This is a genomic window from Synergistota bacterium (genome assembly GCA_025060595.1).
GTDB lineage: Bacteria > Synergistota > GBS-1 > GBS-1 > GBS-1 > 42-11.
In genome coordinates this window covers 82,268-107,557 of record JANXBX010000005.1, presented here as the reverse complement: position 1 = coordinate 107,557, position 25,290 = coordinate 82,268, and the positions used below count along the sequence as shown (strand labels likewise).

At 39.1% G+C, this 25,290-nt stretch carries 18 protein-coding genes and 1 tRNA gene; 8 read left to right on the top strand and 11 right to left on the bottom strand.

Annotated features, from left to right (window positions below):
* Positions 1-59 precede the first annotated feature (59 nt).
* Both NZ900_05035 and lgt read left to right on the top strand, forming a co-directional pair.
* A complete protein-coding gene (locus NZ900_05035) occupies positions 60-764 on the top strand; it encodes a hypothetical protein (GenBank protein ID MCS7233448.1) in 705 nt (234 codons plus the stop codon).
* Positions 706-1,617, top strand: coding sequence for a prolipoprotein diacylglyceryl transferase (gene lgt, locus NZ900_05030; GenBank protein ID MCS7233447.1), 912 nt, complete (start codon positions 706-708; stop codon positions 1,615-1,617). The genes NZ900_05035 and lgt overlap by 59 nt, the downstream gene beginning before the upstream one ends.
* On the opposite strand, the gene NZ900_05025 is transcribed toward lgt, so the two are convergent.
* Both NZ900_05025 and NZ900_05020 read right to left on the bottom strand, forming a co-directional pair.
* Positions 1,516-2,949: an excinuclease ABC subunit UvrC gene (locus NZ900_05025; protein MCS7233446.1), complete on the bottom strand. Its 1,434-nt coding sequence runs from the start codon at positions 2,947-2,949 to the stop codon at positions 1,516-1,518. The two genes, lgt and NZ900_05025, sit on opposite strands and share 102 nt — an antisense overlap.
* Positions 2,950-2,993: 44 nt before the next feature.
* Complete coding sequence (locus NZ900_05020; protein MCS7233445.1) at positions 2,994-3,947, bottom strand: hypothetical protein; 954 nt, start codon at positions 3,945-3,947, stop codon at positions 2,994-2,996.
* A gap of 82 nt (positions 3,948-4,029) precedes the next feature.
* On the opposite strand from NZ900_05020, the gene cysS reads away from it, so the two are divergent.
* Positions 4,030-5,445: a cysteine--tRNA ligase gene (gene cysS / locus NZ900_05015; protein ID MCS7233444.1), complete on the top strand. Its 1,416-nt coding sequence runs from the start codon at positions 4,030-4,032 to the stop codon at positions 5,443-5,445.
* Positions 5,446-5,529: 84 nt separating this feature from the next.
* On the opposite strand, the gene speD is transcribed toward cysS, so the two are convergent.
* The 6 genes from speD to NZ900_04985 all read right to left on the bottom strand — a co-directional run bounded on the left by speD (position 5,530) and on the right by NZ900_04985 (position 15,958).
* Complete coding sequence (gene speD / locus NZ900_05010; GenBank protein ID MCS7233443.1) at positions 5,530-5,931, bottom strand: adenosylmethionine decarboxylase; 402 nt, start codon at positions 5,929-5,931, stop codon at positions 5,530-5,532.
* A gap of 153 nt (positions 5,932-6,084) precedes the next feature.
* On the bottom strand, positions 6,085-6,510 hold the full coding sequence (locus NZ900_05005) for a YkgJ family cysteine cluster protein (GenBank protein ID MCS7233442.1): 426 nt from the start codon (positions 6,508-6,510) through the stop codon (positions 6,085-6,087).
* Entirely contained in the window at positions 6,491-7,258 is a 768-nt protein-coding gene (locus NZ900_05000; GenBank protein ID MCS7233441.1) for a fumarylacetoacetate hydrolase family protein, read from the bottom strand. The genes NZ900_05005 and NZ900_05000 overlap by 20 nt, the downstream gene beginning before the upstream one ends.
* A 7-nt stretch (positions 7,259-7,265) precedes the next feature.
* The gene (gene rpoC / locus NZ900_04995; GenBank protein MCS7233440.1) at positions 7,266-12,302 is read right to left on the bottom strand and encodes a DNA-directed RNA polymerase subunit beta'; all 5,037 of its coding nucleotides are present in this window, start codon (positions 12,300-12,302) and stop codon (positions 7,266-7,268) included.
* The gene (gene rpoB / locus NZ900_04990; protein MCS7233439.1) at positions 12,292-15,684 is read right to left on the bottom strand and encodes a DNA-directed RNA polymerase subunit beta; all 3,393 of its coding nucleotides are present in this window, start codon (positions 15,682-15,684) and stop codon (positions 12,292-12,294) included. The genes rpoC and rpoB overlap by 11 nt, the downstream gene beginning before the upstream one ends.
* Positions 15,685-15,882: 198 nt before the next feature.
* Positions 15,883-15,958 (bottom strand) — tRNA-Arg (locus NZ900_04985).
* A 396-nt stretch (positions 15,959-16,354) separates the two neighbouring features.
* Here NZ900_04985 and NZ900_04980 point away from each other — a divergent pair.
* Genes NZ900_04980 through NZ900_04960 form a run of 5 tightly spaced genes read left to right on the top strand, consistent with a single transcriptional unit; the run spans position 16,355 to position 22,549 of the window.
* Complete coding sequence (locus NZ900_04980) at positions 16,355-17,371, top strand: TRAP transporter substrate-binding protein (GenBank protein MCS7233438.1); 1,017 nt, start codon at positions 16,355-16,357, stop codon at positions 17,369-17,371.
* Positions 17,368-17,868 carry a TRAP transporter small permease subunit gene (locus NZ900_04975; protein MCS7233437.1) on the top strand — a complete coding sequence of 167 codons (501 nt, stop codon included), beginning with the start codon at positions 17,368-17,370 and terminating at the stop codon, positions 17,866-17,868. Before NZ900_04980 ends, NZ900_04975 begins: the two co-directional genes overlap by 4 nt.
* Positions 17,865-19,148 (top strand): TRAP transporter large permease, encoded by a 1,284-nt coding sequence (locus NZ900_04970; protein ID MCS7233436.1) that lies wholly within the window; start codon positions 17,865-17,867, stop codon positions 19,146-19,148. The genes NZ900_04975 and NZ900_04970 overlap by 4 nt, the downstream gene beginning before the upstream one ends.
* A 48-nt stretch (positions 19,149-19,196) precedes the next feature.
* A complete protein-coding gene (locus NZ900_04965; GenBank protein ID MCS7233435.1) occupies positions 19,197-21,221 on the top strand; it encodes a methyl-accepting chemotaxis protein in 2,025 nt (674 codons plus the stop codon).
* Positions 21,218-22,549 carry an aminopeptidase gene (locus NZ900_04960; GenBank protein ID MCS7233434.1) on the top strand — a complete coding sequence of 444 codons (1,332 nt, stop codon included), beginning with the start codon at positions 21,218-21,220 and terminating at the stop codon, positions 22,547-22,549. Before NZ900_04965 ends, NZ900_04960 begins: the two co-directional genes overlap by 4 nt.
* On the opposite strand, the gene NZ900_04955 is transcribed toward NZ900_04960, so the two are convergent.
* From NZ900_04955 to NZ900_04945, 3 genes are read right to left on the bottom strand one after another with little or no spacing between them, the layout of a single operon-like run.
* Positions 22,546-23,844, bottom strand: a complete 1,299-nt coding sequence (locus tag NZ900_04955) for an MlaD family protein (GenBank protein ID MCS7233433.1) — start codon at positions 23,842-23,844, stop codon at positions 22,546-22,548. The two genes, NZ900_04960 and NZ900_04955, sit on opposite strands and share 4 nt — an antisense overlap.
* Positions 23,826-24,578 carry an ABC transporter ATP-binding protein gene (locus tag NZ900_04950; GenBank protein MCS7233432.1) on the bottom strand — a complete coding sequence of 251 codons (753 nt, stop codon included), beginning with the start codon at positions 24,576-24,578 and terminating at the stop codon, positions 23,826-23,828. The genes NZ900_04955 and NZ900_04950 overlap by 19 nt, the downstream gene beginning before the upstream one ends.
* Entirely contained in the window at positions 24,575-25,288 is a 714-nt protein-coding gene (locus NZ900_04945; protein MCS7233431.1) for an ABC transporter permease, read from the bottom strand. Before NZ900_04945 ends, NZ900_04950 begins: the two co-directional genes overlap by 4 nt.
* Between the last annotated feature and the right edge of the window lie 2 nt (positions 25,289-25,290).

The following is a 25,290-nucleotide window of genomic DNA, read 5'->3' as shown; positions in this document are numbered from 1 at the left end:
TCTCAAAATATATGGTATCATTATCTTATCCCCTAGAGCAAATTCGGGAGGTGACAGAAATGAAGGGGTATTTGAAAAAAGCAACCTTGAGTTTAGTGGTTTTTCTCCTCTTAGTTCTATTATCTCCTCTGTCTTATGCAGAAGTCAAACTCTTTGTAGATAAAAACACAGTAAGAGTTTACGATCCAGAACTCAAAAATTGGTCTATTCTTAATGATTTCAGACCAACAGGGTGGAGAAGCGGAAATTACCTTGCTCTTGTATGGAATCAAAACCATGCTTATATATATGATATAAGAATTCACCAGTGGCATCCACTCCTTGATTGTAATCCAGTAAATGGAGTAGTCAGAAATAACCTCGCTCTAGTATGGAGCTCAAACAGAGCTTATGCATACGATGTCAGCTTAAGACAATGGATAGCAAAGGATACCATTGATCCTATATCAGCGGCAAATGCTACAGACGCTTTTGCTGTAATAATGACGGTTGCCTCTGTCTATCTCTATGACGCCTTCTTAAGACAATGGGTTGGTCTCGACGACATAGATCCGATAGGTTGGGCTATGAACGAGAATTTCCTTTTAGTCTGGAATCCTGAAAATGCTTATGTTTATGATCTCTCCCTTCACCAATGGGCTGTAGCTGAAGGGATAAAACCTCAAAGCGGTATGGTTGAACCCCAACAAGTAGTGGTATATACTGTTGACAAAATTTTCTTCTACGATCGAAATACCCACAGATGGAGGGCGACCTACCGTTAGAAAACTTAGCTTCTATCTAATTCCAATTATATTATTTTTAGTCACACCTATAGCACTCCATAAAGTCTTCAGCGGAGAAGTAATAGTAAAGCCTTATATCTTTAAAATAGGAAATTTTGACCTGAGATGGTATGCCATCCTCATAGTAACAGGGTTCATCTTAGGAGCTCGGATAGTTTACAACCGAGCTCCTAAGTATGGAATAAAAGCAAGAGATCTAGATCATCTTCTAATTGCGGGTTACATAGCTGGTCTAGTAGGAGCAAGATTGTATTATGTTATCTTTAATTGGGAATACTACTCTAAAAATCCTTTTGAAATAATTGCCTTTTGGCACGGAGGACTAGCTATACATGGGGTATGGATAGGGGCACTTTTAACAGCTATAGTATTTTCAGGAATTAAGAAGATCCCCTTTCTTAAACTCGCTGACCTAGGCGCTATAGCTTTTCCTTTAGCCCAAAGCATAGGAAGATGGGGAAACTTTTTTAATTACGAAGCTTTTGGAACCCCAACAGATCTTCCCTGGAAACTCTTTATACCGCGGGCTGCACGCCCTGCTGCTTACAAAAGCTTTTCTTACTTCCACCCAACGTTTCTATATGAGTCCATGTGGAATCTTTTCATATTCATCTATCTTCTTCAACTAGAGAAAAAAAATCCTCCTCCAGGGACTTTATTTTCCAGATACATCCTTCTTTATTCCATAGGAAGGTTGCTCATAGAAAATCTAAGAACAGATAGCTTATACTTAGGAGGGGTTAGAGTCGCTCAAATCGTTAGTATTATCTTCATCGGGATTGCTATTTATCTCGAAATATCGACCAAGAAAGGTCTTTATGGTAAAGGCTAACTTTTCACCTATACCATCAATTTTAGCTATCTCAAGAAGGGATGCTCTCCTTATACCTTCAAGAGACTTAAAAGCTCTAAGCAGTTTTTTCATTCTTTCTTTACCTACACCCGGTATCTCCTCGAGTATAGTTTTAAGCAGATCCCTTTCTCTAAGCTTCCTATGATAACTGACAGCAAACCTGTGAGCCTCGTTTCTAATTCTTTGAAGAAGATGAAGTGCTGGAGAATCCTCAGGAATCTTTACAGGAATAGAATCACCCGGGAAAAACACAAGCTCTTCCTTTTTAGCAAGTCCTATAATAGGGATATTCACTCCAAGCTCATCCAAAACACTTTTAGCAGAGTTAACTTGGCTTACACCACCATCTATAAGTATTAAATCAGGGATACCCTCATCGGAGTGCTTACCATATCTTCTTCTCACAACTTCAGCTATCATCCCAGGATCATTTATCCCTTCTACATACTTTATCTTATATCTTCTATATCTCTTCTTAAAAGGGATACCTCCCTGAAAGCAAACTACTACACCAACAGCTTCCCTTCCATATAGATTAGATACATCTATTCCTTCAATAACATTCGGAAGAACATCAAGATTTAGAGCTTCTTTCAGCTTGAGCAAAGAGGTCTCAAGATAATCTTCAGAATAGCTTAAAGATATCCTGGGTTGCCTAAATACCTTTTCCAGTAATCTTATCTGATCCCTAACCTTAGCAGCCTCTTCAAACTTTAGCTCTTTTGCAAGGTTTTCCATACTTTCCAGGAGCTTAGCCATAAGTTCCGCACGCTTACCTCCAAGAAAAAGAGAAAGAGATTCCACCATCTTTCCATACTCTTCTTCATCGACCCACCCCATACATGGAGCTTTACATTTACCCATGTAATAATTTATACAAGGGCGATCTCGCTTAACTAACCTTGAACAACTCCTTAAAGGATAAAACCTCTCTATAAACTTTAAGAGCTCTCTCATCTTTCCAACGCTTGTATAGGGACCAAAATATTGATTCCCATCGTCTTCCTTGAATACACGAGTAACAAGCAATCTAGGAAAACTTTCAGAAAGAGTTAAACAAAGGTACGGATATTTCACGCCATACTTAAGCATCGTATTATACTTGGGCTTATACTTTTTTATAAGGTCAGCTTCTAGTATTAATGCTTCGGCTTCGCTTTCAGTGGTTATATATGTAAAGGATGCTATCTCATCTACAAGTCTTTTAACCTTTGGAGAAAAATCAAAAGATCGAATAAAGTAGGAACTTACTCGCTTTTTAAGACAATGTGATTTACCTACGTATATAACCTCTCCCTTTTTATTTAACATTAGATATACCCCAGGACTCTCAGGCAATGAGAGAGCCTTTTCTTTTAGCTTTTCTTTAATTCTTCTTCCAACCTCCTGATACCTTTATTAACCTCATTCATTATCTTTTCATACAAACTTATAGTTGAAGCTGAAACCCCAGAAACTAAACCATCTATAGACCAATCAAGCAAGCTCCTATCATCATACGGTATTCCATAGGCATCAGTTAAAGGCACACCTGCTTCTTTAAGTATTAAATTCACAGCCGCAAGATCATAAGGAAGCATTCCTACAGGCTTTCCACGCGTTATGCTGTGAAACTCCTCCCTAAGCATCGGGAAATCCCTATATAACCTATTGCCTATATCGATCCAAGCATGAAACTGACCTGTTAATATCCTTGTCAAAGAATATGTACAGCTATTTAAAACAAAGAAACCCCCTCTCATCGCTGATCTGTTTATTAAATCCTCCATACATATGGAAATCCAACGAGCGGGTCTACCAATGAAACCAAGGCTCCAAAAAAGACCGTCAAGATTTTCTAAATCTACAGGTCTTGGTTCAAAACGATTACCTTCCTCCTCTATCCATGCTCCTTTACCCTTCTCAGCCCAAAAGCACCTATCATCCTTAAGCTCAAGAATACAAGCTAAGAAAACATCTTTATACTTAGGGTCTTCACTTAAAGCGCTTATTGCTACAGACACAGTGCAGGCTTCCAACCCTGCAGCTGCCGAGCGTGTTCCATCTATGGGATCTATTATAAGAAGATAATCAGGGTTCCCTTTTTTAACAAGTCCCTCATCTTCAGTACAATAAGCTAACTCACCTCTTGCGAGAAAAGGCTCGAGTATCCTTTTGACCTCCCTTTCAGCAATTACATCTATACCATAGGTTACGTCACCACTATAAGCCATTCTCTCAATACTTTTTGCAAGCCTCGTTCCTAAAAATGGTTTAACAGCAGATTTAACACTACTTGTTAACTCCCTTAAAAGTGCTTTAAAATCCAACTTTAAACACACCTCCCTCCTTATTCATTCGGCATCATTATATATGGTATAATTCTTTTAATCAAGGAGGAGGTGCAGAAACATGAGTTTGGTTTTCCAAAATACTTTAACTAAAAGAAAAGAGCCTTTCAGAACCATAGAGTCTGGAAAAGTAAGAATGTATGTTTGCGGGCCAACCGTATATAACTATTTCCACATAGGAAACGCAAGACCGTTTATTATATTCGATATAGCAAGAAGGTACATGGAGTATAAGGGATATGTAGTTAAATACGTACAAAATTTTACTGATATAGATGATAAGATTATAAAGAGAGCGCATGAGGAAGGAAAAACATGGAAGGAGATAGCAGAAAAATATATAGAGGCTTATTTCGAAGATGCTGATGCTTTAAAGATAAAAAGAGCTTCCTACTATCCAAAAGCAACTGAACACATTAAAGAAATGATAGAACTTGTGTCGAAATTAATAGATAAAGGACACGCTTATGTTACTGATGGAGATGTTTATTACGATGTTTTAAGCTTCCCAGAATACGGAAAGCTCTCAGGAAAACCTATAAGCGAGCTTGAAGCTGGAGCAAGAATTGAACCAGATCCTAAGAAGAAAAATCCTTTGGATTTTGCCTTATGGAAAAGGGCCAAAGAAGGAGAACCTTACTGGGATAGTCCTTGGGGAAAGGGAAGACCAGGTTGGCATATAGAGTGCTCAGCAATGTCGATGAAACATTTAGGAGAAACAATTGATATACATGCAGGTGGAGAAGATCTGATATTTCCTCATCATGAAAACGAAATCGCTCAAACCGAAGGCGTAACAGGAAAGCCCTTTTGCAACTTTTGGCTCCACAACGGATACTTATTAATAAACGAAGAGAAAATGTCTAAATCTTTAGGCAATATATTAACAGCAAGAGAACTCAGGGAAAAGTATGCTCCTGAGGTTTTAAGGTTATTTATGCTATCAGCTCACTATAGACATCCCATAAACTTTAGCGACGAAACTTTGAAGCAAGCCGAAAGTGGGCAAAAGAGAATACAAAACGCTATGTTTAACTTAAAAGATGCCTTTAATAGCAGCGAACTTTTAAACCCATCATCTAAAGAAGACTTTAAGTTTTCAGAGGAAATAGAGAAATCCAAGTTAAGGTTTGAAGAAAGTATGGATGACGACTTAAATACGCCAGAGGCTCTGGCAAGCATATTCGAACTTGTAAAATCTATAAATACTTATCTTACGGAAGCAATAAACCCTAAGAAAGGTCTTTTAGAAAAGGCCATTGCCTTCTTAAACAACGTCAATGAGATATTCGGAATAATAAGAACGGAAGAAAAACTCCCTCTTGAAATAATAGAAATAGAAAGACTTATTAAAGAAAGAGAAGAAGCAAGAAAAGAAAGGAATTGGGAGAAAGCTGATTCAATAAGAAAATACTTACTATCCAAGGGGATTATACTAGAAGACACTCCAACAGGCACAAGGTGGAAATTAAAATAAAAAGGGTGTTCTTTCGAAAGAACACCCTTTAATTATTGCCACTTCCTATTACCATCTAAACCCTCTTCAAAGGAGGGAGTATGCTTAGGATGTGGCCTCCTTCATAAATCTCACGGGGGTTAGATCGTGATATCTACCCCGTTGCACTTCTAAAGTAGTTACCTTCTTACTTTCCAAGGCTTCTGTAAGATAACTAAAAGCTTTCCAGGGGTCTGCGGTTTCCCCGCAGGTAAACAAATCAATAGCTGCGTAACCGTACTCAGGCCAAGTATGGATGGCCAGGTGGGATTCTGATATCACCACTACACCACTCACCCCATAAGGTTGGAATTTTCTAAAAACCACATCTACTACCTCAGCTCCTGTTCTCGTCGCAGCTTCAACCATTGCTTCCTGAAGAAACTGAATATTATCAAGTAATTCAGGATTGCATTCATAAACCTCCACCAGGACATGCCTGCCCAAGGCCTTGTCGGTTACTCTCAATCCAACCCCCTCCTTTCCTTTCAAATTGCAAATTTAAAAACGGGAAGCCGCCCTGCTCACAGGACTTAACCCCCCGTCCTTATTCACGCTAAGGATAATTATAGCGACATTAACCCAGTTGTCAATCCTTTTAATAAAAATTTTTTGAAAAAGTTACAGCTCATATAACCTGGCCTGATTAAAGGCTATCTCATCTATCTCTTCCAAAGTATAGAGTTTCCCTCTATTTATACCTGGGCACTCTCTCGCTAAAGAATCCCAATTATCTTTCGAAGATAGGTTTGAAGGCCAAAAAGGAAACGTAACACATTGAATTGGCCTCACCTCATAAATAAGGCACTTTGCGCTTTTCTCATCATAAAAAACGCAATCTCCATTAGGTTTTTCTTTTAAAGACCAACCTTTACAAACATGCCTTATATATTTCTCAATAAAAAGATTGAGAGGAATTCCCAAAAATACGGAAATCCTCTCAATCTCCTTTAAGCTACACCAAACGTATCCTGGGGCACCTCTACAACATCTTCCACAGGAAATGCACTCGAACCTTAAACCCTTTTCATACCACCTCTTTGACATAATTAACAAGTCTCCCTATGCCTTCTATTTCAACCACAACCTCATCTCCATCTTTTATGGGTCCAATCCCAGATGGGGTTCCAGTAGCTATAACATCGCCAGGTTCAAGAGTCATAACTTTCGACACGAAAGAGACAATATCATAAATATTAAAGATCATCTTTGAGGTCCTGCTGTTCTGGCGAATATCACCATTAAGATAAAGTTTTATAGACAGATCAAAAGGATCAATCTCCGTAGAAATCCATGGACCGATAGGTGCAAAAGTATCAAAAGATTTAGAACGAGTCCATTGACCATCTTTCCCTTGAAGACTTCGAGCAGTGACGTCATTAAAACACGTATAACCTAATATATACTTGGAAGCCTCGTCTCTATCAACGTTTTTACACCTTTTCCCAATAACAATAGCAAGCTCTGCTTCATAATCAACTCTTCCAATATCTTTAGGAATGAGAATAGTATCACCACTACCTATAACTGCTGAAGGTGGTTTAAGAAACATTAGCGGTTCCTTAGGTATAGGAAAGCCTGTTTCTTCAGCATGATCCTTATAATTAAGCCCAAGCGCTACTATCTTAGTAGGTAAAGTAGGAGGAAGAAGCTTTACTCTAAACAAAGGAACTTCTGTTTCAATAGAATACTTAACTTCACCCCATGGATCTCCTTTTAGAACCATAACGCTGTTATCCTTTACAAATCCCCATCTTACACTTCCATCAAGAGCAAAGCGCGCTATAAAAGCCATTCGAATATCACTCCCCCTTGATCATAGTTTCTCCCGTTAAAACCCTTTCCGCTTCAAGTTCCTTAAGAGATTTCGCCTTTTCTTTAACTTTTACCTTTCTGTAAAGCTCTATACCCGTTCCTGCAGGTATTAGATGCCCTATAATAACATTTTCTTTAAGGCCAATCAGAGGATCATAAGCTCCTCTTACTGCAGCCGAAGTAAGAACCTGAGCGGTCTGTTGGAAAGAAGCAGCAGAAAGGAAACTTTCCGTTGTAAGTGCAGCTTTAGTGATACCTTGCATAAGAGGCCTAACTATAGGTTTCCTCTTTTGACGACCAGCATATCCAACCTTCTGCTCTACTTTGTATGTTTCAACCCCAGAAAGTAAACTTCTTACTACGATCTCATCTACCGGTAAACGAGCTATTTCTTGAAGAACCTTCTGATTGAGCTCCTGGCCTACCGGAAAAGCCTCTTTTCCATCTTTAGTTAAGAGCGGTTGCGCGAGGATTTTCCCATATACTTCATCGGTAAGTATATTCATTTTCATTTCTAAAATATCTATCAGTTTACCATCCACTTCTATAGCTCCAGGATTAGCATCTATAATAGCACTTACTATTTCAGGGCTATCTATTCTAAAGCCCTCCTTAAAAATAACCTTGTCTCCATCCATCAATGGAGCCGTGAAAGTACCTCCAAGAACTGATGTTAAGAGTCTTTCCTTTAACTTACTTTTGAGTGAGAGATGTTCCACTCTTCTCCAGACCCTTATATCCTTTACTCTCCTCCCACGAATAAGATCTATGTGTTCTCCAGTTATAAGCGTATTTGCAGGAATCAACTCGGCACCTGTATCCAAATCAACTATTGGATCTGCGGTTATCTCACCTATAATATCTTTGAATACGCTCTCATCCCTTATGCACACTTGCCTTATGCCACTTTCGAGTATCCTATTCAAGAGACTACGAGTTAATATCTCTCCCTCTCTAGCTATAATACTTCCATTAGCATCTACAACAGGTTCCGCAAGAATCTTGTTAAGAACGCTTTGAGAAAACTCAAGCTCACCAAATATCATACGTATGTAAGAACCATCGTCTTCCCCTTCGTCCTCTATCGCTATCTCCTTAATAGTACAATCTGAAGAGCTTAATCCAACAACGATATCTTCTTCTAATATATCACCCTTGTGAAGAATAATGCCTCCCTCTTCTTTGTCTTTCACAGTCTCAGCTACCTTTTTACCCACAAGTAGCGAGATATTGTCTTCCAAAATTCTCTTATTTTCCAAATCTATAAACTTCTCTATAGCTTCTAAGTCCTCAGTATATATAATCTCTCCTGGAAGAAGATGGGTATCGCCTTCGTTAAGAACTCTCACTTTGTTGGGTGGGACAATCTTTCTAATTATAGTTTCTATATGTTTGTCATTTATAGAAACCCCCTGAGACCTGTAAACCATCTGAATCTGATCAACTAAATACCTCTGAACAGCATTTATACCTTGAACAGCAAGGATCTCTTGAGGATCAAGATCTCCCTCCGTGAGAAGCTCTCCCTTTTTAACTTCATCCCCTTCATCAACAAGAAGAGGCAATGTAGCTGGAATGCTATAAACCTTCTTAGTCCCATTCTCAGCTTCCAAAGTAAGTTTATACCTTCCATCTTGTTGCTTAATCTCAATAACTACTCCATCAAACTCAGCAATAAAAGCAGCTTTCTTAGGTCTTCTAACCTCAAACAATTGTTCAGCTCTTGGTAAACCTTGCGTTATGTCTTCTGCGGTTCTTATACCACCTGTATGGAAAGTCCTCATTGTAAGCTGAGTCCCAGGTTCACCAATTGACTGTGCAGCAACTATACCCACAGCCTCACCAATATCGACCTTTCTCATAGTTGCAAGGTTTCTTCCATAACACTTAGCACAAATTCCGTAACGAAGAGCACAAGTCAGAGGTGATCTAACTTTAACTTTCTTTATCCCGCTTTCTACGATAATTTTAGCTTTTTCCTCTGTTATCTCTTCTCCCTTGCGAACAATAATTCCCCCTGTATTAGGATTAGCCACATCCTCAACAGCATACCTGCCGATTATTCTCTCCTCAAGAGGTATAATTACTTTTCCTCCCCTAACTAATGCGGCAATCTCTATTCCATTATCAGTTCCGCAATCTTCTGCATTAATTATTATGTCATGAGCCACATCGACAAGTCTCCTCGTAAGATAACCAGATTTAGCTGTTCTTAAGGCTGTATCTGCTAATCCTTTTCTTGCACCATGGGTAGAGATGAAGTATTCAAGAACACTTAATCCTTCTCTAAAATTAGACCTTATTGGAAACTCTATAACTCTTCCAGAGGGATCCATCATAAGACCTCTTATACCAGCCATCTGTCCAAGCTGAGTACGACTACCTCTAGCTCCAGAAGAAACCATCATTCCAAATGGATTAATTATATCCATCTCCTCAAGAGTCATATCAGTCAATTTATTGACTACTTCGCTCCAGATTCTCTCCTTCTCTCTTATTCTTTCCTCTTCAGTTATAACCCCTTTCTTAAATCTCTCATCAACGATCTGGGTTTTCTCCTCAGCATCTTTAACTATCTCAAGCTTCCTTGATGGGATGTGAACATCAGTTATGGATACTGAAAGCCCCATCTTAGTAGCCATATGAAAACCTGTTTCTTTAATCCTATCAAGAAGTTCCACCGTCACCCTTTGGCCACACTCTCTATAACATTGCTCAACTATGGATGCGAGTTTCTTTTTATCCACAACTTCATTAATAAAGCGCAGCTCCTTAGGCAGCAAAGTATTAAAGTAAATTCTACCCATAGTAGTCTTAAACCATCCGTCTTCTATAGGCTCAACCTTAACCTTCCCATCTTCGAAAACCACATAACCATCCTTTGCTCTTAAGAAAACCGGTGCATGTAAATGCACTGTACCATGCTCATAAGCTATCAAGGCTTCTTCTACAGTTACAAATCTCCTTCCCTCACCCTTAACTCCGCTTCTCTCAATGGTTAGATAATAACAGCCTATGACCATATCTTGAGTAGGAGTTACTATAGGCCCACCACTTGCAGGAGAAAGAAGGTTATTAGCAGATAACATTATAATTCTACTTTCAGCCTGAGCTTCGTAAGATAGGGGGACATGGACTGCCATTTGGTCCCCATCAAAATCAGCATTGTAAGCGGTGCAAACAAGAGGATGTATTCTTATAGCCTTACCTTCCATAAGAACCGGCTCAAAGGCTTGTATACTCAATCTATGAAGAGTTGGGGCCCTGTTTAGCAAAACAGGGTGCTCCTTAACTACCTCTTCAAGAACATCCCATACCTCTGGTCTACCTCGCTCAATCATTTTTCTAGCACTCTTTATATTAGGTGCTATACCTTTCTCAACAAGTCTCCTTTTAACAAACGGCTTAAAGAGCTCTATAGCCATCTGCCTCGGCAATCCACACTGATAAAGCTTGAGCTCTGGTCCCACCACTATAACTGATCTACCAGAATAATCAACACGCTTACCAAGAAGATTCTGACGGAATCTGCCCTTCTTGCCCCTGAGCATATCAGTTAGAGATTTAAGAGGTCTATTGCCAGGACCAACCACTGGTCTTGCCCTTCTACCGTTATCAAGAAGAGCATCCACTGCCTCTTGAAGCATTCTCTTCTCATTTCTAACTATTATTTCTGGAGCTTTAAGGGCTAAAAGTTTCTTTAAACGATTATTTCTATTTATAACCCTTCTATAAAGATCATTAAGATCCGATGTGGCAAACCTTCCACCATCTAATTGAACCATCGGTCTAAGTTCTGGCGGAATTACGGGAAGAACATCCAAGACCATCCACTCAGGCTTATTCCCAGAATATTTAAAAGCTTCAACAACCTCAAGTCTTTTTATAAGCTTGCTTCTTCTCTGTCCTGTGGATTCCTTTATCTGTAGCCTTAGTTCCTCAGCGAGAAGATCAAGGTCAAGATTTTGGAGCAACTTTTTCACAGCCTCAGCTCCTACACCAGCTTCAAAGGAAGGATCATATTTCTTGCAAAGCTCATATTCGCTTTCAATAATTATGTCGCCTAGCCTGAACGGAGAGCTTCCCGGATTTATAACTATGTAACAGCTCTCCTCTAAATTGGATGTTTCTAGGCGAACCTTAAACTTTTCCCCATATTTCTTCCTATAAAGCTCGTACTCAGATGCCCCAAGAAAATCCCCTTTCTTGAAAGGCATCTTCAAAACCTTTGTTACAATATAAGTTTCCTCACCTTTTATAAGAAAAGGCTCAGCTTTAACCTTACTTGCACCAAACTTGGCTTTGATTGTCTCGAGTTCAGAAAGAGGAAGAAGATCTCCTACTTTATAAGTAACCCCTGTAACCGTAGAGTCTATTTCTAATATCTCATAACAAGGCTCTCCATCAATCATGTTACCAAATTCAGACTTAAGACGCTCAAGCTGCCTAGAAGTTATGACTTCACCCTTTTCAAGAGGAATCTCGGTTAAATCAGTAACTCTATAGGCTTCCTCCGCTGCAAATTGTTTATCAAAATGAGAGTGAATTCTAAACTGAGAGCCGGTTATTATATCACCTCTTTTACATACTCCTCTGCTTTCACTCATTACCTTATAAAGCTGTTCTTTTCTGCGCAAAGAGGCGAAGTAAACTACCTTCTCTAAATCCTTTGAAGGAATACCTAAAAGAAGGCTTAGCTTACTTGGGATTCCCTTAAGATACCATATATGAACAACAGGAACAGCTAACTCTATATGCCCCATTCTTTCTCTTCTAACACGAGATTCGGTTACCTCGACTCCGCATCTTTCACAAACTATTCCCTTATATTTTATGTGCTTGTACTTACCGCAATAACACTCATAGTCACGAGTGGGACCAAAGATTCTCTCGCAGAAAAGCCCATCTCTTTCAGGTCTAAGGGTTCTATAGTTTATAGTTTCTGGTTTCTTAACCTCTCCTCTTGACCACTTCCTTATCTGATCTGGAGAAGCTAACCTTATTTTTATACCTTTAATTTCCATCACCGGTTAATCCTCCCTTTTCCTCCTCCAATTCCTTTTCTTCTTTCTCAAGCTCTACCTCTATATCTAAGCACAACCCTTGAAGCTCTTTAACAAGAACCTTAAAGGATTCAGGGAGACCCGCTTCGCTAATATCCTCACCTTTGACTATAGCCTCGTAAGTTTTCATTCTTCCAGGTATATCATCAGACTTTATAGTCAATATCTCCTGAAGAGTATAAGCCGCACCGTATCCCTCAAGAGCCCAAACCTCCATTTCCCCAAATCTCTGTCCACCAAACTGAGCTTTACCGCCAAGAGGTTGCTGAGTTATGAGAGAGTAAGGACCTGTTGAACGAGCATGGATTTTATCATCAACCATGTGAATAAGCTTCATCATATACATGTAACCAACAGTAACTTCCTGATCAAAGGGCTCTCCTGTTCTACCATCATACAAAATAGTTTTACCTGTAGGTTTAAACCAAGGCTTAATTTTGCATATCTTTTCAAGACCCTCTAACACATCTTTTTCAGTTGCCCCCTCAAATACCGGAGAAGCAACCCTAAAACCTAGCTCTCTAGCCACCAAGCCTAAATGAGCTTCAAGAACTTGTCCTAAGTTCATTCTTGACGGAACCCCCAAGGGATTAAGAACTATGTCAACTGGAGTACCATCAGGAAGATAAGGCATATCCTCGACAGGTAATATTCTAGATATAACCCCCTTATTGCCATGCCTTCCTGCCATCTTATCCCCCACAGAAATCTTTCTTATCTGAGCAACATAAACACGAACGAGCTTGTTTACACCAGGTGGAAGCTCATCATTATTTTCCCGAGAGAAAATCTTAACGTCAACAACTTTTCCACCTTCACCATGCGGAACTCTTAAAGATGTATCCCTTACTTCTCTCGCCTTCTCTCCAAAGATAGCTCTAAGAAGTCTTTCCTCAGGCGTTAGATCCGTTTCCCCCTTTGGTGTTACCTTTCCTACAAGGATATCTCCTGCTTTTACCTCAGCCCCTATTCTAACAATTCCATTTTCATCAAGATTCTTCAATTGATCCTCTCCAACATTAGGGATATCCCTCGTTATCTCCTCAGGACCAAGTTTGGTTTCACGAGCCTCTATCTCATACTCCTCTATATGAACGGAGGTGTATAAATCCTCTTTAACCAAACGCTCGCTTATAACTATCGCATCCTCAAAGTTATATCCTTCCCAAGGCATAAAAGCTATCAAAACATTATTTCCGAGAGCTAATTCTCCATGATCAGTTGACATACCATCAGCAATAACGTCTCCTGCTTCAACTTTATCTCCCTTATTAACTATAGGTCTTTGATTTATACACGTTCCCTGGTTTGACCTCTTAAATTTAAGAAGCTTATAAACATCCTTCTCCCCACTAGGAGTTCTTATAACTATCTCATCCGCACAAACCTTCTCAACAACGCCACCTCTTTTTGCCACAACCAGTGCTCCAGAATCCAAGGCAACCTTTTTCTCTATTCCAGTTCCTATAACCGGAGCTTGCGGTTTAATAAGAGGAACTGCCTGACGTTGCATATTGGAACCCATTAAAGCTCTATTGGCATCATCGTGTTCCAAAAAGGGAATAAGGGATGTAGAAACACTAAACACCTGTTTTGGAGATATATCCATAAAATTAACCATTTTAGGATCAACCCATACGATCTCCCTACGATGGCGAGCTATTACCTTATCCTCTATGAAGTAACCATTTTCATCAACAGGAGTATTAGCTTGAGCTATATAATACTTATCCTCCTCATCAGCCGTAAGATAAACAATCTCATCAGTTACCCTTCCATCCACAACTCTTTTATAAGGAGTTTCAATAAAACCAAATTCATTTACACGAGCATATGTACTCAGAGATGTGACAAGTCCAATATTCGGACCTTCAGGCGTCTCTATTGGACATATCCTTCCATAATGAGTGTAGTGAACATCTCTAACCTCAAACCCCGCTCTCTCCCTCGTTAATCCACCAGGCCCTAAAGCGCTTAATCTCCTCCTATGAGTAAGCTCTGCCAGAGGATTAGTTTGATCCATAAACTGGGATAACTGACTAGAACCGAAAAACTCCTTTACCGCAGCTACTATAGGTCTTATATTCATTAAAACCTGAGGAGTAGCGCTTCCCACATTTGGATATAAGCTCATCCTGTCCTTGACCATTCTTTCAACCCTTAAAAGACCTATCCTAAACTGGTTCTGCAAGAGCTCTCCTACAGCCCTAACTCTTCTATTTCCAAGATGATCTATATCATCTACTTCTCCCTTGCCGTCTCTTAGCTGAAGAAGATAATCTATAATACCACAGATGTCCTCTCTCTGCAGAGTAACCACATCAAGAGGAATATCAAGTCCTAATTTTTTATTAAGCTTGAATCTCCCAACTTTACCCAAATTATATCTTCTTGGGTCTCCAAAGAGGGCCCTAGCAAGCTCCCTAGCCCCCTCAAGTCTTGCAGGCTCACTAGGTCTCAACCTTCTAAAAAGGTCTATTAAGGCATCCTCCATAGTGACCGTTGGATCTCTCTCCAAGGTATTAGCTATGGCAGAATCAACCTTATATAAAACAACTTTAGAAACTCCCCTCTCGATCAAAAATTCAATATCTTCCTTAGTTAATCTTTCTCCTTTTCTTATCAAAACCTCACCTGTTTCTAAATCTAACACAGGTTCAGCAAGAATCTTACCTCTAACAAGCTCTTCTATTATCTCCGCCTCGTAAATACCCTCTGAAAAGTATTCTAGTATTTCCTGATTATCCCTAAAACCTAAAACCTTTAAAAGTAAAGTAACAGGTACCTTTTTTCTACGATCGACCTTTACAGATATTACCTCTCCTGGTGTAAGCTCAAACTCTAACCATGCCCCTCTGTCAGGAATAAGCCTAGCTGTGAAAATCTCCCTACCCTGCGCACCAACTTCCTTGTCAAAATAAACCCCAGGAGATCTTATAAGCTGATTGACAATAACCCTTTCTGTTCCATTAACGATAAAGGTACCCCGTTCAGTCATTATAGGCAGATCTCCCATATATACATCTTCTTCTTTAATTTCTCCAGTTAAACGACTAACCAGCCTTAACCTAGCAAAAAGTGGCGCCTGATAAGAAAGATCCTTCTCCTTTGCCTCAAACTCACTACACTTAGGTTCTCCCAAGTAATAATCTACAAACTCTAACACCATATCTCCCTTGTACCCTTCGATGGGGAAAACTTCGTTAAAAACCTCACGAAGTCCTTCTTCTAAGAACCACTTAAAGGAGTTCTTCTGAACCTCTATAAGATTAGGCAGAGGGAGAACCTTTGAGGAATTACCATAAAAAACTCTTTCCCTTCCCACCTTAACAAAACTCTCCATATAAAAGATCACCTCACAAGGTAACAGGCTTGGGAGGGATAACCAAATGACAAGTCATGATATTATCCTAAGAAGAAACAAAAAAACAAATGTTACCCCTTTCTTTTTTCGAGGATTAAAATGGGGTTTTAAAACATTTTCTTTTTCTTTTTTAAGATTACTCATCCTTGCTTCCAAAATCTCATTGTCCCCTCTCACTGGCGTGCCTGGCGGGATTTGAACCCGCGACCTTTGGATCCGGAGTCCAACGCTCTATCCACTGAGCTACAGGCACGCCTCTACAGATAAAGAATACTTCAAAAACTTCAATATGTCAAGCTAAACTCAAAACATGCTATTAATCAGCCCCTGATATTCACTAAAAGCAACTTCCCAAAAATTTAAAAATAATTCTTTCCTAAAACCTTGACACGGTCTCTTCACTGTGATATAAACTTAAGCGAAAGGGGATATAAGCATGATAATAAACGCAGTCAGCCTCAAGGATAAGTCTTATTGCGTTTACTATTATTATTACTATTATCTTAAGCCCGCCAAGTTGCGGGAAAGGCTGGCTGCGTTATTGCTGAGGTAAGCTCCTTCCTCGGCAATTCTGATAAAAAAAACCGCCACCTTTCCCGGGTGGCGGTTTTTTTTATTTTACAAAAATAACCTAAAGGGGGTATGAAAAGTGAAGAAACTATTATTAATAAGCGTATTTCTAGGCTTAATAATAGGATTGGGTAATCCTTTAAATTCAGCAGAGGGAGTTATAAAATTATCTTACGCAAATTTCTTTCCCCCATCTCACATACAATCTATCCTAGCTGAAAGCTGGATAAAGGAAGTAGGTAAAAGAAGCAACGGAAAAGTCGAAATATCTTACTTTCCCGGAGGTGCTCTACTTCAAGGACCTAACATCTTTGAAGGCGTATTGAATGGAATAGCAGATATAGGTATGTCTTGTTTCGCCTACACAAGTGGGAGATTCCCTCTTATGGAAGCCGTCGATCTCCCTCTAGGTTACCCAGATGGTACAACAGCAACCAAAGTGATTAACAGATACTTTAACATGATAAATCCAAAAGAATTATCTGGAGTCAAAGTACTATATTTACACGCCCATGGCCCTGGCATACTTCACTCTAAAATAAAAATAAATAAGCTTGAAGATCTAAAGGGACTTAAGATAAGAACTACCGGATTTAGTGCAAAAGTTGCTAAAGCCTTAGGAGGTGTCCCAGTAGCCATGAGTCAGGGCATGGCATATGAGGCTCTTCAAAAAGGAATCGTTGAAGCTACTTTCGCCCCGATGGAAACCTTGAAAGGTTGGAAACAAGCTGAAGTGATAAAACACACCATAATGTGTACAAAGATAGGCTATACAACTGGGATGTATGTAGTCATGAATCAAAAGAAATGGGAAAATCTTCCAGAAGATGTGAAGAAGATTTTAGAAGAGATAAGCATAGATTGGGTAGAAAAACACGGAAAAGCATGGGATGAAAGCGATTTAGAGGGTAAGGAGTTTACGCTAAGCTTGGGAAACGAAATAATATCCCTTCCTGACGATGAACATGAAAGATGGAGAAAAGCGGTAGAACCTGTAATAGATGAGTACATGAATGAGATCCAGAAAAAAGGAGTTCCCGGAAAAGAAGCAATAGAAACCCTTAAAAAACTTATAAAGGAGGAAACTAAAAAATGAAATGGCTTGGAAGTAAGCTAAACTTGCTTTCTGCCCTTGTCTTAGGATTCTTAACTGCTTTAATATGCATTGATGTTATACTTAGATTATTTAGGTATCCCATACCTGGTAGCTATGACATAGCGGAGTTTCTCACCTCTTTAATGCTATCACTGGCTATCCTCAAAAGTTTTCAAAGTGAAACACAGATAAAAATAGACCTAATAGACAAAATCTTGTCAAAACATAAGTTGAAGCTTGTAGAACGCCTATCGCACACAATTACAACCTTATTTTTAGCTGTACTCTCTATAAGTATGGTCTTTTCAAGCCTAAATTCTAAAGCTTCAGGTGAAGTTTCAATGACTCTTGGGATACCTTTGTATTTAAGTTACGCAATTATCGGAATATGTGTAGGCTTCGCCCTCATAAATGGAGTTTCCCCTCTCTTAGAAAAGATAAAACTAACTGAAAAAATCCAAATAGAAATGAGAAAACTAGGGAGGGAAAAAGCTTGACCCCCTTATTTTTAGGGGCAATCGGCACATTCACCCTAATACTACTTTTTTTACTAAAGATACCAGTAGCTATAGCTATGGCTCTCGTTGGATTTATTGGATTTGGATTACTAGTTTCATTTCCCGCAGCAATGAAGCTGCTTGCAGTTGACTTTTTCTCCTCATTTAACTCTTACACATTGGGAGTAATTCCCCTATTCGTGCTTATGGGACAACTAGCTCACAATTCTGGAATGAGTAAAAGGCTATATGAGGCATCTAATAAACTCATAGGACACTTACCTGGTGGGCTAGCTATAGCTACTATATGGGCGAGCGCAGGATTTGCAGCTATATGTGGGTCAACAAACGCTTCTACCGCTACAATGGCTATGGTAGCATTACCCGAAATGAAAAGATATGGATACTCCGAATCTCTAGCTGCTGGATGTGTAGCTGCTGGGGGAAGTCTAGGAATAATGATCCCCCCTAGCGTAATATTCGTAATATACGGTATACTAACTCAACAATCCATTGGAAAACTATTTATAGCCGGGATACTCCCAGGAATAATGCTTTCAATTCTCTTCTCCATAGCTATATATGTATGGGCTAAAATAGACCCTCAGATAGCCTCTAAAAGCCCTAAAAGTTCATGGAAAGAAAGGCTCTTTTCTCTTTTAAGCGCTTCTGAGGTTTTGCTCATATTCCTTTTAGTTGTCGGAGGTTTACTAAAGGGAATCTTCACTCCTATTGAAGCAGGAGCAGTAGGAACTGGATTAATAGGGATCATCTCTCTTCTAAGAAAAAGGATATCCTGGGAAGGAATAAAACGCTCACTTCAAGAGAGTGTCAGGATATCATGTATGATAATCTTTGTAGTTGCAGGAGCAGCCGTATTTGGTCACTTTCTGGCCATAACAAGACTACCTCAAGCTCTTCAAAGCTGGCTTCTTCAATTTGAAAATTACCCTTATCTTGCAATGGCATTCATAATATTGATTTATGTAATATCCGGATGTTTTATAGATGCTCTGGCGTTGATACTTTTAACTATTCCAATATTTTATCCGGTAGTAATAAAACTTGGCTTTGATCCAATATGGTTCGGAGTAATGGTAGTACTTGTAACCCAGATAGGAGTTATAACCCCTCCTGTGGGCATAAACGCTTATGTTATAAAAGGAATTTTCCCTGAAATTCCAATGGAAACCATATTTAAAGGAGTAACCCCCTTCTTTATAGCATTAATTTTAGGTGCAATCCTCCTCATGCTATTTCCTCAGATAACTCTTATATGATATACTCTTTTATAGAACTAAAACAACCTAATAGGGGGTGAAACCATAATGAGAACCTCCTTGCGCCTCAAGATATTAATTTTAGTACTCATAAGCGTTTTAGTCCCCTTAGGAGTCTCCACATTTATAAGCGTAAATACAAGCGGACAAACTGTGGAAAATTTAAGCATAAGGTTCTTTAGCATCATGGGAGACTTTATAGCTACTAAAATTTCTTCATTTATTGAAGAAAAGCTTAGAAGTGTGAAAGAATATAGTGGAAGAGGTTCTTTCTTAACTGCTATATCTATAAATATGGCAGAAACCGCCATAGGAGATATGATGAGGATAGTTAAAGAAGATCCCTCATTTCTAGCTTTTCAGCTTTACAACATGAATGGTAAAATGATAGCTACAAACGAAGAGAGCATAAAGATACCTAGGGAAGTAGTAGAAAAGGCTTTAAGCTTAGGAAAAGAGGGTAAAGCTTTTATAAGCAATGTATTGGATCTAAACTTAAAAGAGGAAAAGTTTGGAATAGCTCTCTCACACCCCGTTCAAACTTTTGGAATACTTATCGGAATTTTACGTTTTTCAAGCATATCTCAGGTAACTAAAAAATCAGAAGAAGACCTTAAGAGCAAAACAGGTTTTGAAAGCGCTTATCCTTATATAGTAGATCTTAAAAAACGCTTGCTGGTTCACCATCCAAAACTAGAAAATATTGGGAAAACCTTAAGCGAGCTTAACTTAAATAAGCTTGAAGACGATCTAACCAATCAAAAAAGGGTCAGTAGATACGCATTTCAGGGAAAGGAAAAATTTGTAGCGGTAAATTATATTGAGAACGGAGATATAAAATTAGCTGTAGCAACAGGCGTAAATCTTGAAGAAATCCTTTCTCCATTATCTTCGATCAGAAAGAAGTCCATTTTCGCCGGCATCGTAATCGCCATTGTCTTTCTTCTCATTGGTATCTTACTTGGAAACAGTATCGTAAACCCTATAAGAAGACTTATGGGATTAGCTCAAAGAGCAGCACTGGGAGATCTTTCTTTTTACATACCAAAGCTAACAAAGGATGAAGTAGGAGACCTATGTGAAAGCTTAAACTCTATGATAAACTCGCTTAGGGATATAATAAGCAGTGTAACACAAAGAAGCCTCAAGCTTGACGAATCTTCCTCTATCTTATTAAACATATGCGAAGAAAATGCTAAAGCTACCTCTACAACATCAGAAAAAATCATAGAAGTTACAGAAAACACCAAAAAGCAAACAGAAGAGTTACTGCAAGCCTCTCAAGCGCTAACTAACCTTTCCCATATAGTAGAATCAGCTTACAAAAATGTGAAAGCTACAGGAAATGCATCTGCTAAAGCTGAAGATGCTTCTATCAAAATAAAGGAAGCCTCTCAACACGTAATTGAAAACATGAGCGAAATTAGAAGAGAGGTTCTTTCAACAGCAGAGGCTGTAAAAAAACTTGGAGATAGATCTAGAGAGATAAGTCAAATAGTCGATCTAATAACAAGTATAGCTGATCAAACTAATCTGTTAGCTTTAAATGCGGCTATAGAAGCAGCAAGAGCCGGAGAAGCAGGGAGAGGATTCGCTGTAGTTGCTGAAGAGGTTAGAAAACTTGCTGAAGCTTCTGGACAAGCAGCAATGCAGATATCAAAGCTTATCGAGGAGGTAAGAAAAGACACCGAATTAGCAGTTCAAAGCATGATCAAAAGCAGTAAAGCTGTAGAAAAGGGAACAAGCTTAGTAGAAGAATCAAAGCTTGCTGTAGAAGCTATAATATCCTCAGTAAGTGAAACCAAAAAACTTATCGATGACCTTGAGGATATAATTTCGAGAGAAGTTAAAACTTCAGAAGAAGTAGTTAAAATAATAAATGAAGTGAGCGTAAAAGCAGAAAAGAACGCTCAAGCAATAGAGGATGTTTCAGCAAGCGTTCAAGAAATAACCGCCTCTAGCGAAGAGCTAGCCTCCACAGCTTCAGAACTCAGGGAAATATCAAGGTTCGTGAAGGAAACCATCTCAAAATTTAAGATAGAAGAAACCCAAATAAAGGAGGTCGAAGCATGAAGAGAAAAAGCGCATGGGAAAAGCTTCTTCCCGAGGAAAGAGAAGAAAGCTATAAAATTGGTGAAAAATTTAAAGAGTTTTTAAATAATGTTAAGACAGAATGGGAAGCTATAAGATATGCTGAAAAAGCCCTTAAAGAAAAAGCCCATAGGATATTCAAGCTTAAAGAAAAAATAATAGGAGTAGCACTTAAGGGAGAACTTCCCCTAGAAGAAGGTCTAAGGATAGTTGCAGCTCACGTAGATACACCAAGAATAGATCTTAAAGTACATCCTTTATATGAAAAGCATGGCATAGCTTTATTTGAAACTCATTATTACGGCGGTATCAAAAAATACCAGTGGCTTAACATACCTTTATCTCTTCACGGAAGGATAGTAAAGGAAAACGGCAAAATCATAGAATGGAAAATAGGAGAGGAAAGCGAAGATCCTGTATTCGTAATACCTGATCTGCTACCTCACTTAGCTTATAAGCAGATGGAAAAAAAAGCCTCGGAATTCATAGAAGGAGAAACCCTTGACATCGTAGTTGGAAACATGCCTATAGAGGAAGAAAAAGAGGAAAAGGAAAAAGTTAAACTTAAAATTTTGAAGATATTAAAGGAAAAATACGATATCGAGGAAGAAGATTTTGTTAGCTCCGATATTGAGGCGGTCCCAGCTTATAAAGCTCAGGATATAGGCTTTGATAAAAGTATGATAGGAGGATATGGCCAAGATGATAGGATATGCGCATTTGCTGGAATAGAAGCCTTTCTGAAAGTAGAAAAACCCAAACACTCTATACTCCTAATATTAGCTGATAGAGAGGAAATCGGAAGCTTTGGAATAAGCGGACTAGAGTCAAATATCCTAAGGAAGTGGGTAATAGAGCTTCTTGAAGAATGGGAAGGGAATTCGTCTAATCTCATTCTTGAGAGAACCCTTTGGAATAGTAAGGCCATCTCAGCAGATGTTCATGCTGCGGTTAACCCTCTCTTTGAGGAGGTTCACGAGATAAAAAACGCAGCTTTACTTGGATATGGAATTGCGATATCAAGATTTACTGGCGTAAGAGGAAAAGCCGGTGGAAGCGAAGCTGATGCGGAATACACGGGCTGGATAAGAAGATTATTCAATGAAAATAATATAGCTTGGCAGGCAGCCGAGCTAGGAAAGGTTGATGAAGGTGGAGGAGGAACCGTAGCCAAGTTTCTAGCAAGATTTGGAGTAGAAGTTGTGGACTGTGGACCACCTTTACTTAACATGCACTCGCCCTTCGAAATTTCGAGTAAAGCAGATCTTTTTTCGGCAATAAAGGGGTATAAAGTTTTCTTTGAAAGTTAAAACCTATACTCTATACCTATAGAAGGTCTCAACTCACCACTTTGATAATCAAACCTGCTAAAAAGGAAGAGTTTTCTCTCGTTGCTATAAAATAGCCTATACCACAAAGAGAGGTCCAACTCAAACTCCTTAACATTACGCAAAGTGAATTCCCAAGAAAACCTCGGGGAAGCCTGGTGAAAGATAGCATAGCCAGGCTCCCCCCTTATTACTCCAAACTTATGCGAAAAATTCCTCCCTATCTTTTTCTCAAGAAGGAAGCTAAATTCATTCTCTCCTCCTAAATCATCAATAGCCACAAATAAGCTATCTTGCTCATTAGGGAGCTCCAACCTGAACCATACATCAGTAAACCCTTCCTCTTCCGCTACAAATGAAGACTTACCATACCTAAATCTTGCCCCTCCTTCAACTTTTAAGGTCTTAATTCTCTCTACTACCCTCTTCGTCTCCTCTACGGTAAACTTAACATCCTCTACTGTCCTATTTATATCACTTTCCGAAAACCCTCTAGCTAAGGAAGAAATCTCCTCTGCTGCTTTTTTAATAGAAAGCAAAGTCTCCTCCAACATTTGAACATTTTCAGGTGTAGCAAACCTACTAGCGAAGTCCCTAAGCCTTTCGCTCGTTAAACGGAGATTTTCAACCAAAGCCTTGATATCTTTCCTGTTTTCCGAAACCGTTAGTCTCAGCTCATCCATAAGCTTAGAAGCCTTTTCATCAATGTTGCTTGCGGCTACTTTGAATTTCTCAAGGCTTTCCTTAGCTTCCTCAAGAACTTCATTCAACCTCTGTGTCCCCTCCTTTATAGACCTCCTAAAAGCTTCATCCCCTATAAGCTTCTCAACCTCATCCATGACTCTCCCAAATCTCTGTATAGACAACCTTAGCTCACCTAAAAGCTCTTCAAACCTATAAGGTGAGATCCCCTCAACCTTTTCACCAGGTTTAAAAGGCTCCCCCTCAAATTGAGGTATGATCTCCACATACTTTTCGCCCACTATTCCAGCAGTTCCTATGGTAAATAAACTACCTTTTCTAAGCCTTACCTCTGGAGAAAGCATCATAACTACATATACTCCGTCATCACCTATAGAAATAGAAAGAACCTTTCCAACCTTTACCCCAGCAACTCTAACTGCATCTCCCTCCTTGAGTCCTCCTACATAATCGAAACGAGCGGTTATCAAAGTGTGCCCCTTTCTTTCCCAGGGTAGCTCTCCTGTCAAAAATATCATTGTTCCCAAAGCTAAAAGAGAAAGCACTATGACTAAGCCTAAGCTAACTTCACGCATATAGGTCCCTCCAGACTCCCTTCAAGAAACTGCTTTATGAACGGATTTTCTCCGTTCTTCAATTCTTTAGCATTACCTTGCAAAACTATAAAACCATCATAAAGCATAGCAAGCCTATCAGCTATTCTGAAAGCGCTTCTCATGTCATGAGTAACCATAACTAAAGTCAGAGATAGGCTTCTTTTAAGATTAATTATCAAATCATCTATAGTAGCTGAAGTAACCGGATCTAAACCTGTGGTAGGTTCATCTAGGAGAAGTATCCTAGGCATAGAAACTACAGCTCTAGCAAAAGCAACTCTCTTTCTCATACCACCAGAAAGCTCTTCAGGATAAAAACCTTCAACTCCCTCAAGGCCAACTCTCTCCAAAGCAATTTTAACCCTCTCTCTTACTTCTTTTTCAGGAAGATTTAAAAGTTTTCTCAAAGGAAAAGCCACGTTCTCAAAAACAGTTAAAGAATCAAAAAGGGCTCCTCCCTGAAAAACAACACCCATCGACCTCCTTACCTCCATAAGCTTTTCACGGGAAGCTTTAGTAATATCGACATCGTTTATTATTATTCTACCCTCATCAGGTTTTATAAGCCCCATTATGTTCTTCAATAGCACAGATTTACCACAACCAGATGGGCCTATGATAACAAAAGCTTCTCCTTCAAAAATTTCCAAAGATATACCTTTTAATACCTCTTTTCCTCCCAATCTTTTCTTAACAGAGTCAACAACTATCATATAACCCTCAAAGAAAATATTAATACTGAGAGAAAATAGTTAAGTACCAAAATAAGCATATTGGAAACCACGACAGCAGCTGTGGTCATCACTCCAACCCCTCTCGCACCTCCAGAAGCATTCATACCAGCGTAACAACTAACCAATGCTATCGTTCCTCCAAAAACACTTGACTTAATCAAGCCGCCGATAACGTCAATAGGATCCATAAGTTCACTTAAAGAAGTTTTATAAACCATGACATTGACTTCTCTTGTCATGACCACAAAGTATCCCCCTATTATACCAACAAAGTCACTAAAAATAGTTAGTACAGGAAGCATGAATGTACATGCAAGAAATCTAGGAACTACCAGATAATTAACTGGATCAACCCCCATCACCTCAAGGGCATCTATCTGCTCAGTTACCTTCATTGTACCTATTTCAGCTGCAAAGGAAGCTCCCACCCTCCCAGTGACTATTAGAGCAGTCATAACAGGGGCTAGCTCCCTTGAAATAGAAAGGCCAATTATACCACCAATGAGACTTTCTGCTCCAAATCTTATAAACTGATCGACCATTTGAACTGCTATAACCATTCCAGCAAAAGCAAAGGTAATTACTATTAGTGGAAGGGAGTCTACTCCAACTCGAGACATTTGCTCCTTTAATGAGGAAAACTCCCACTTCCCTCTCAAAACCCATTTAAATATTCTAAATAGAAGCAAAG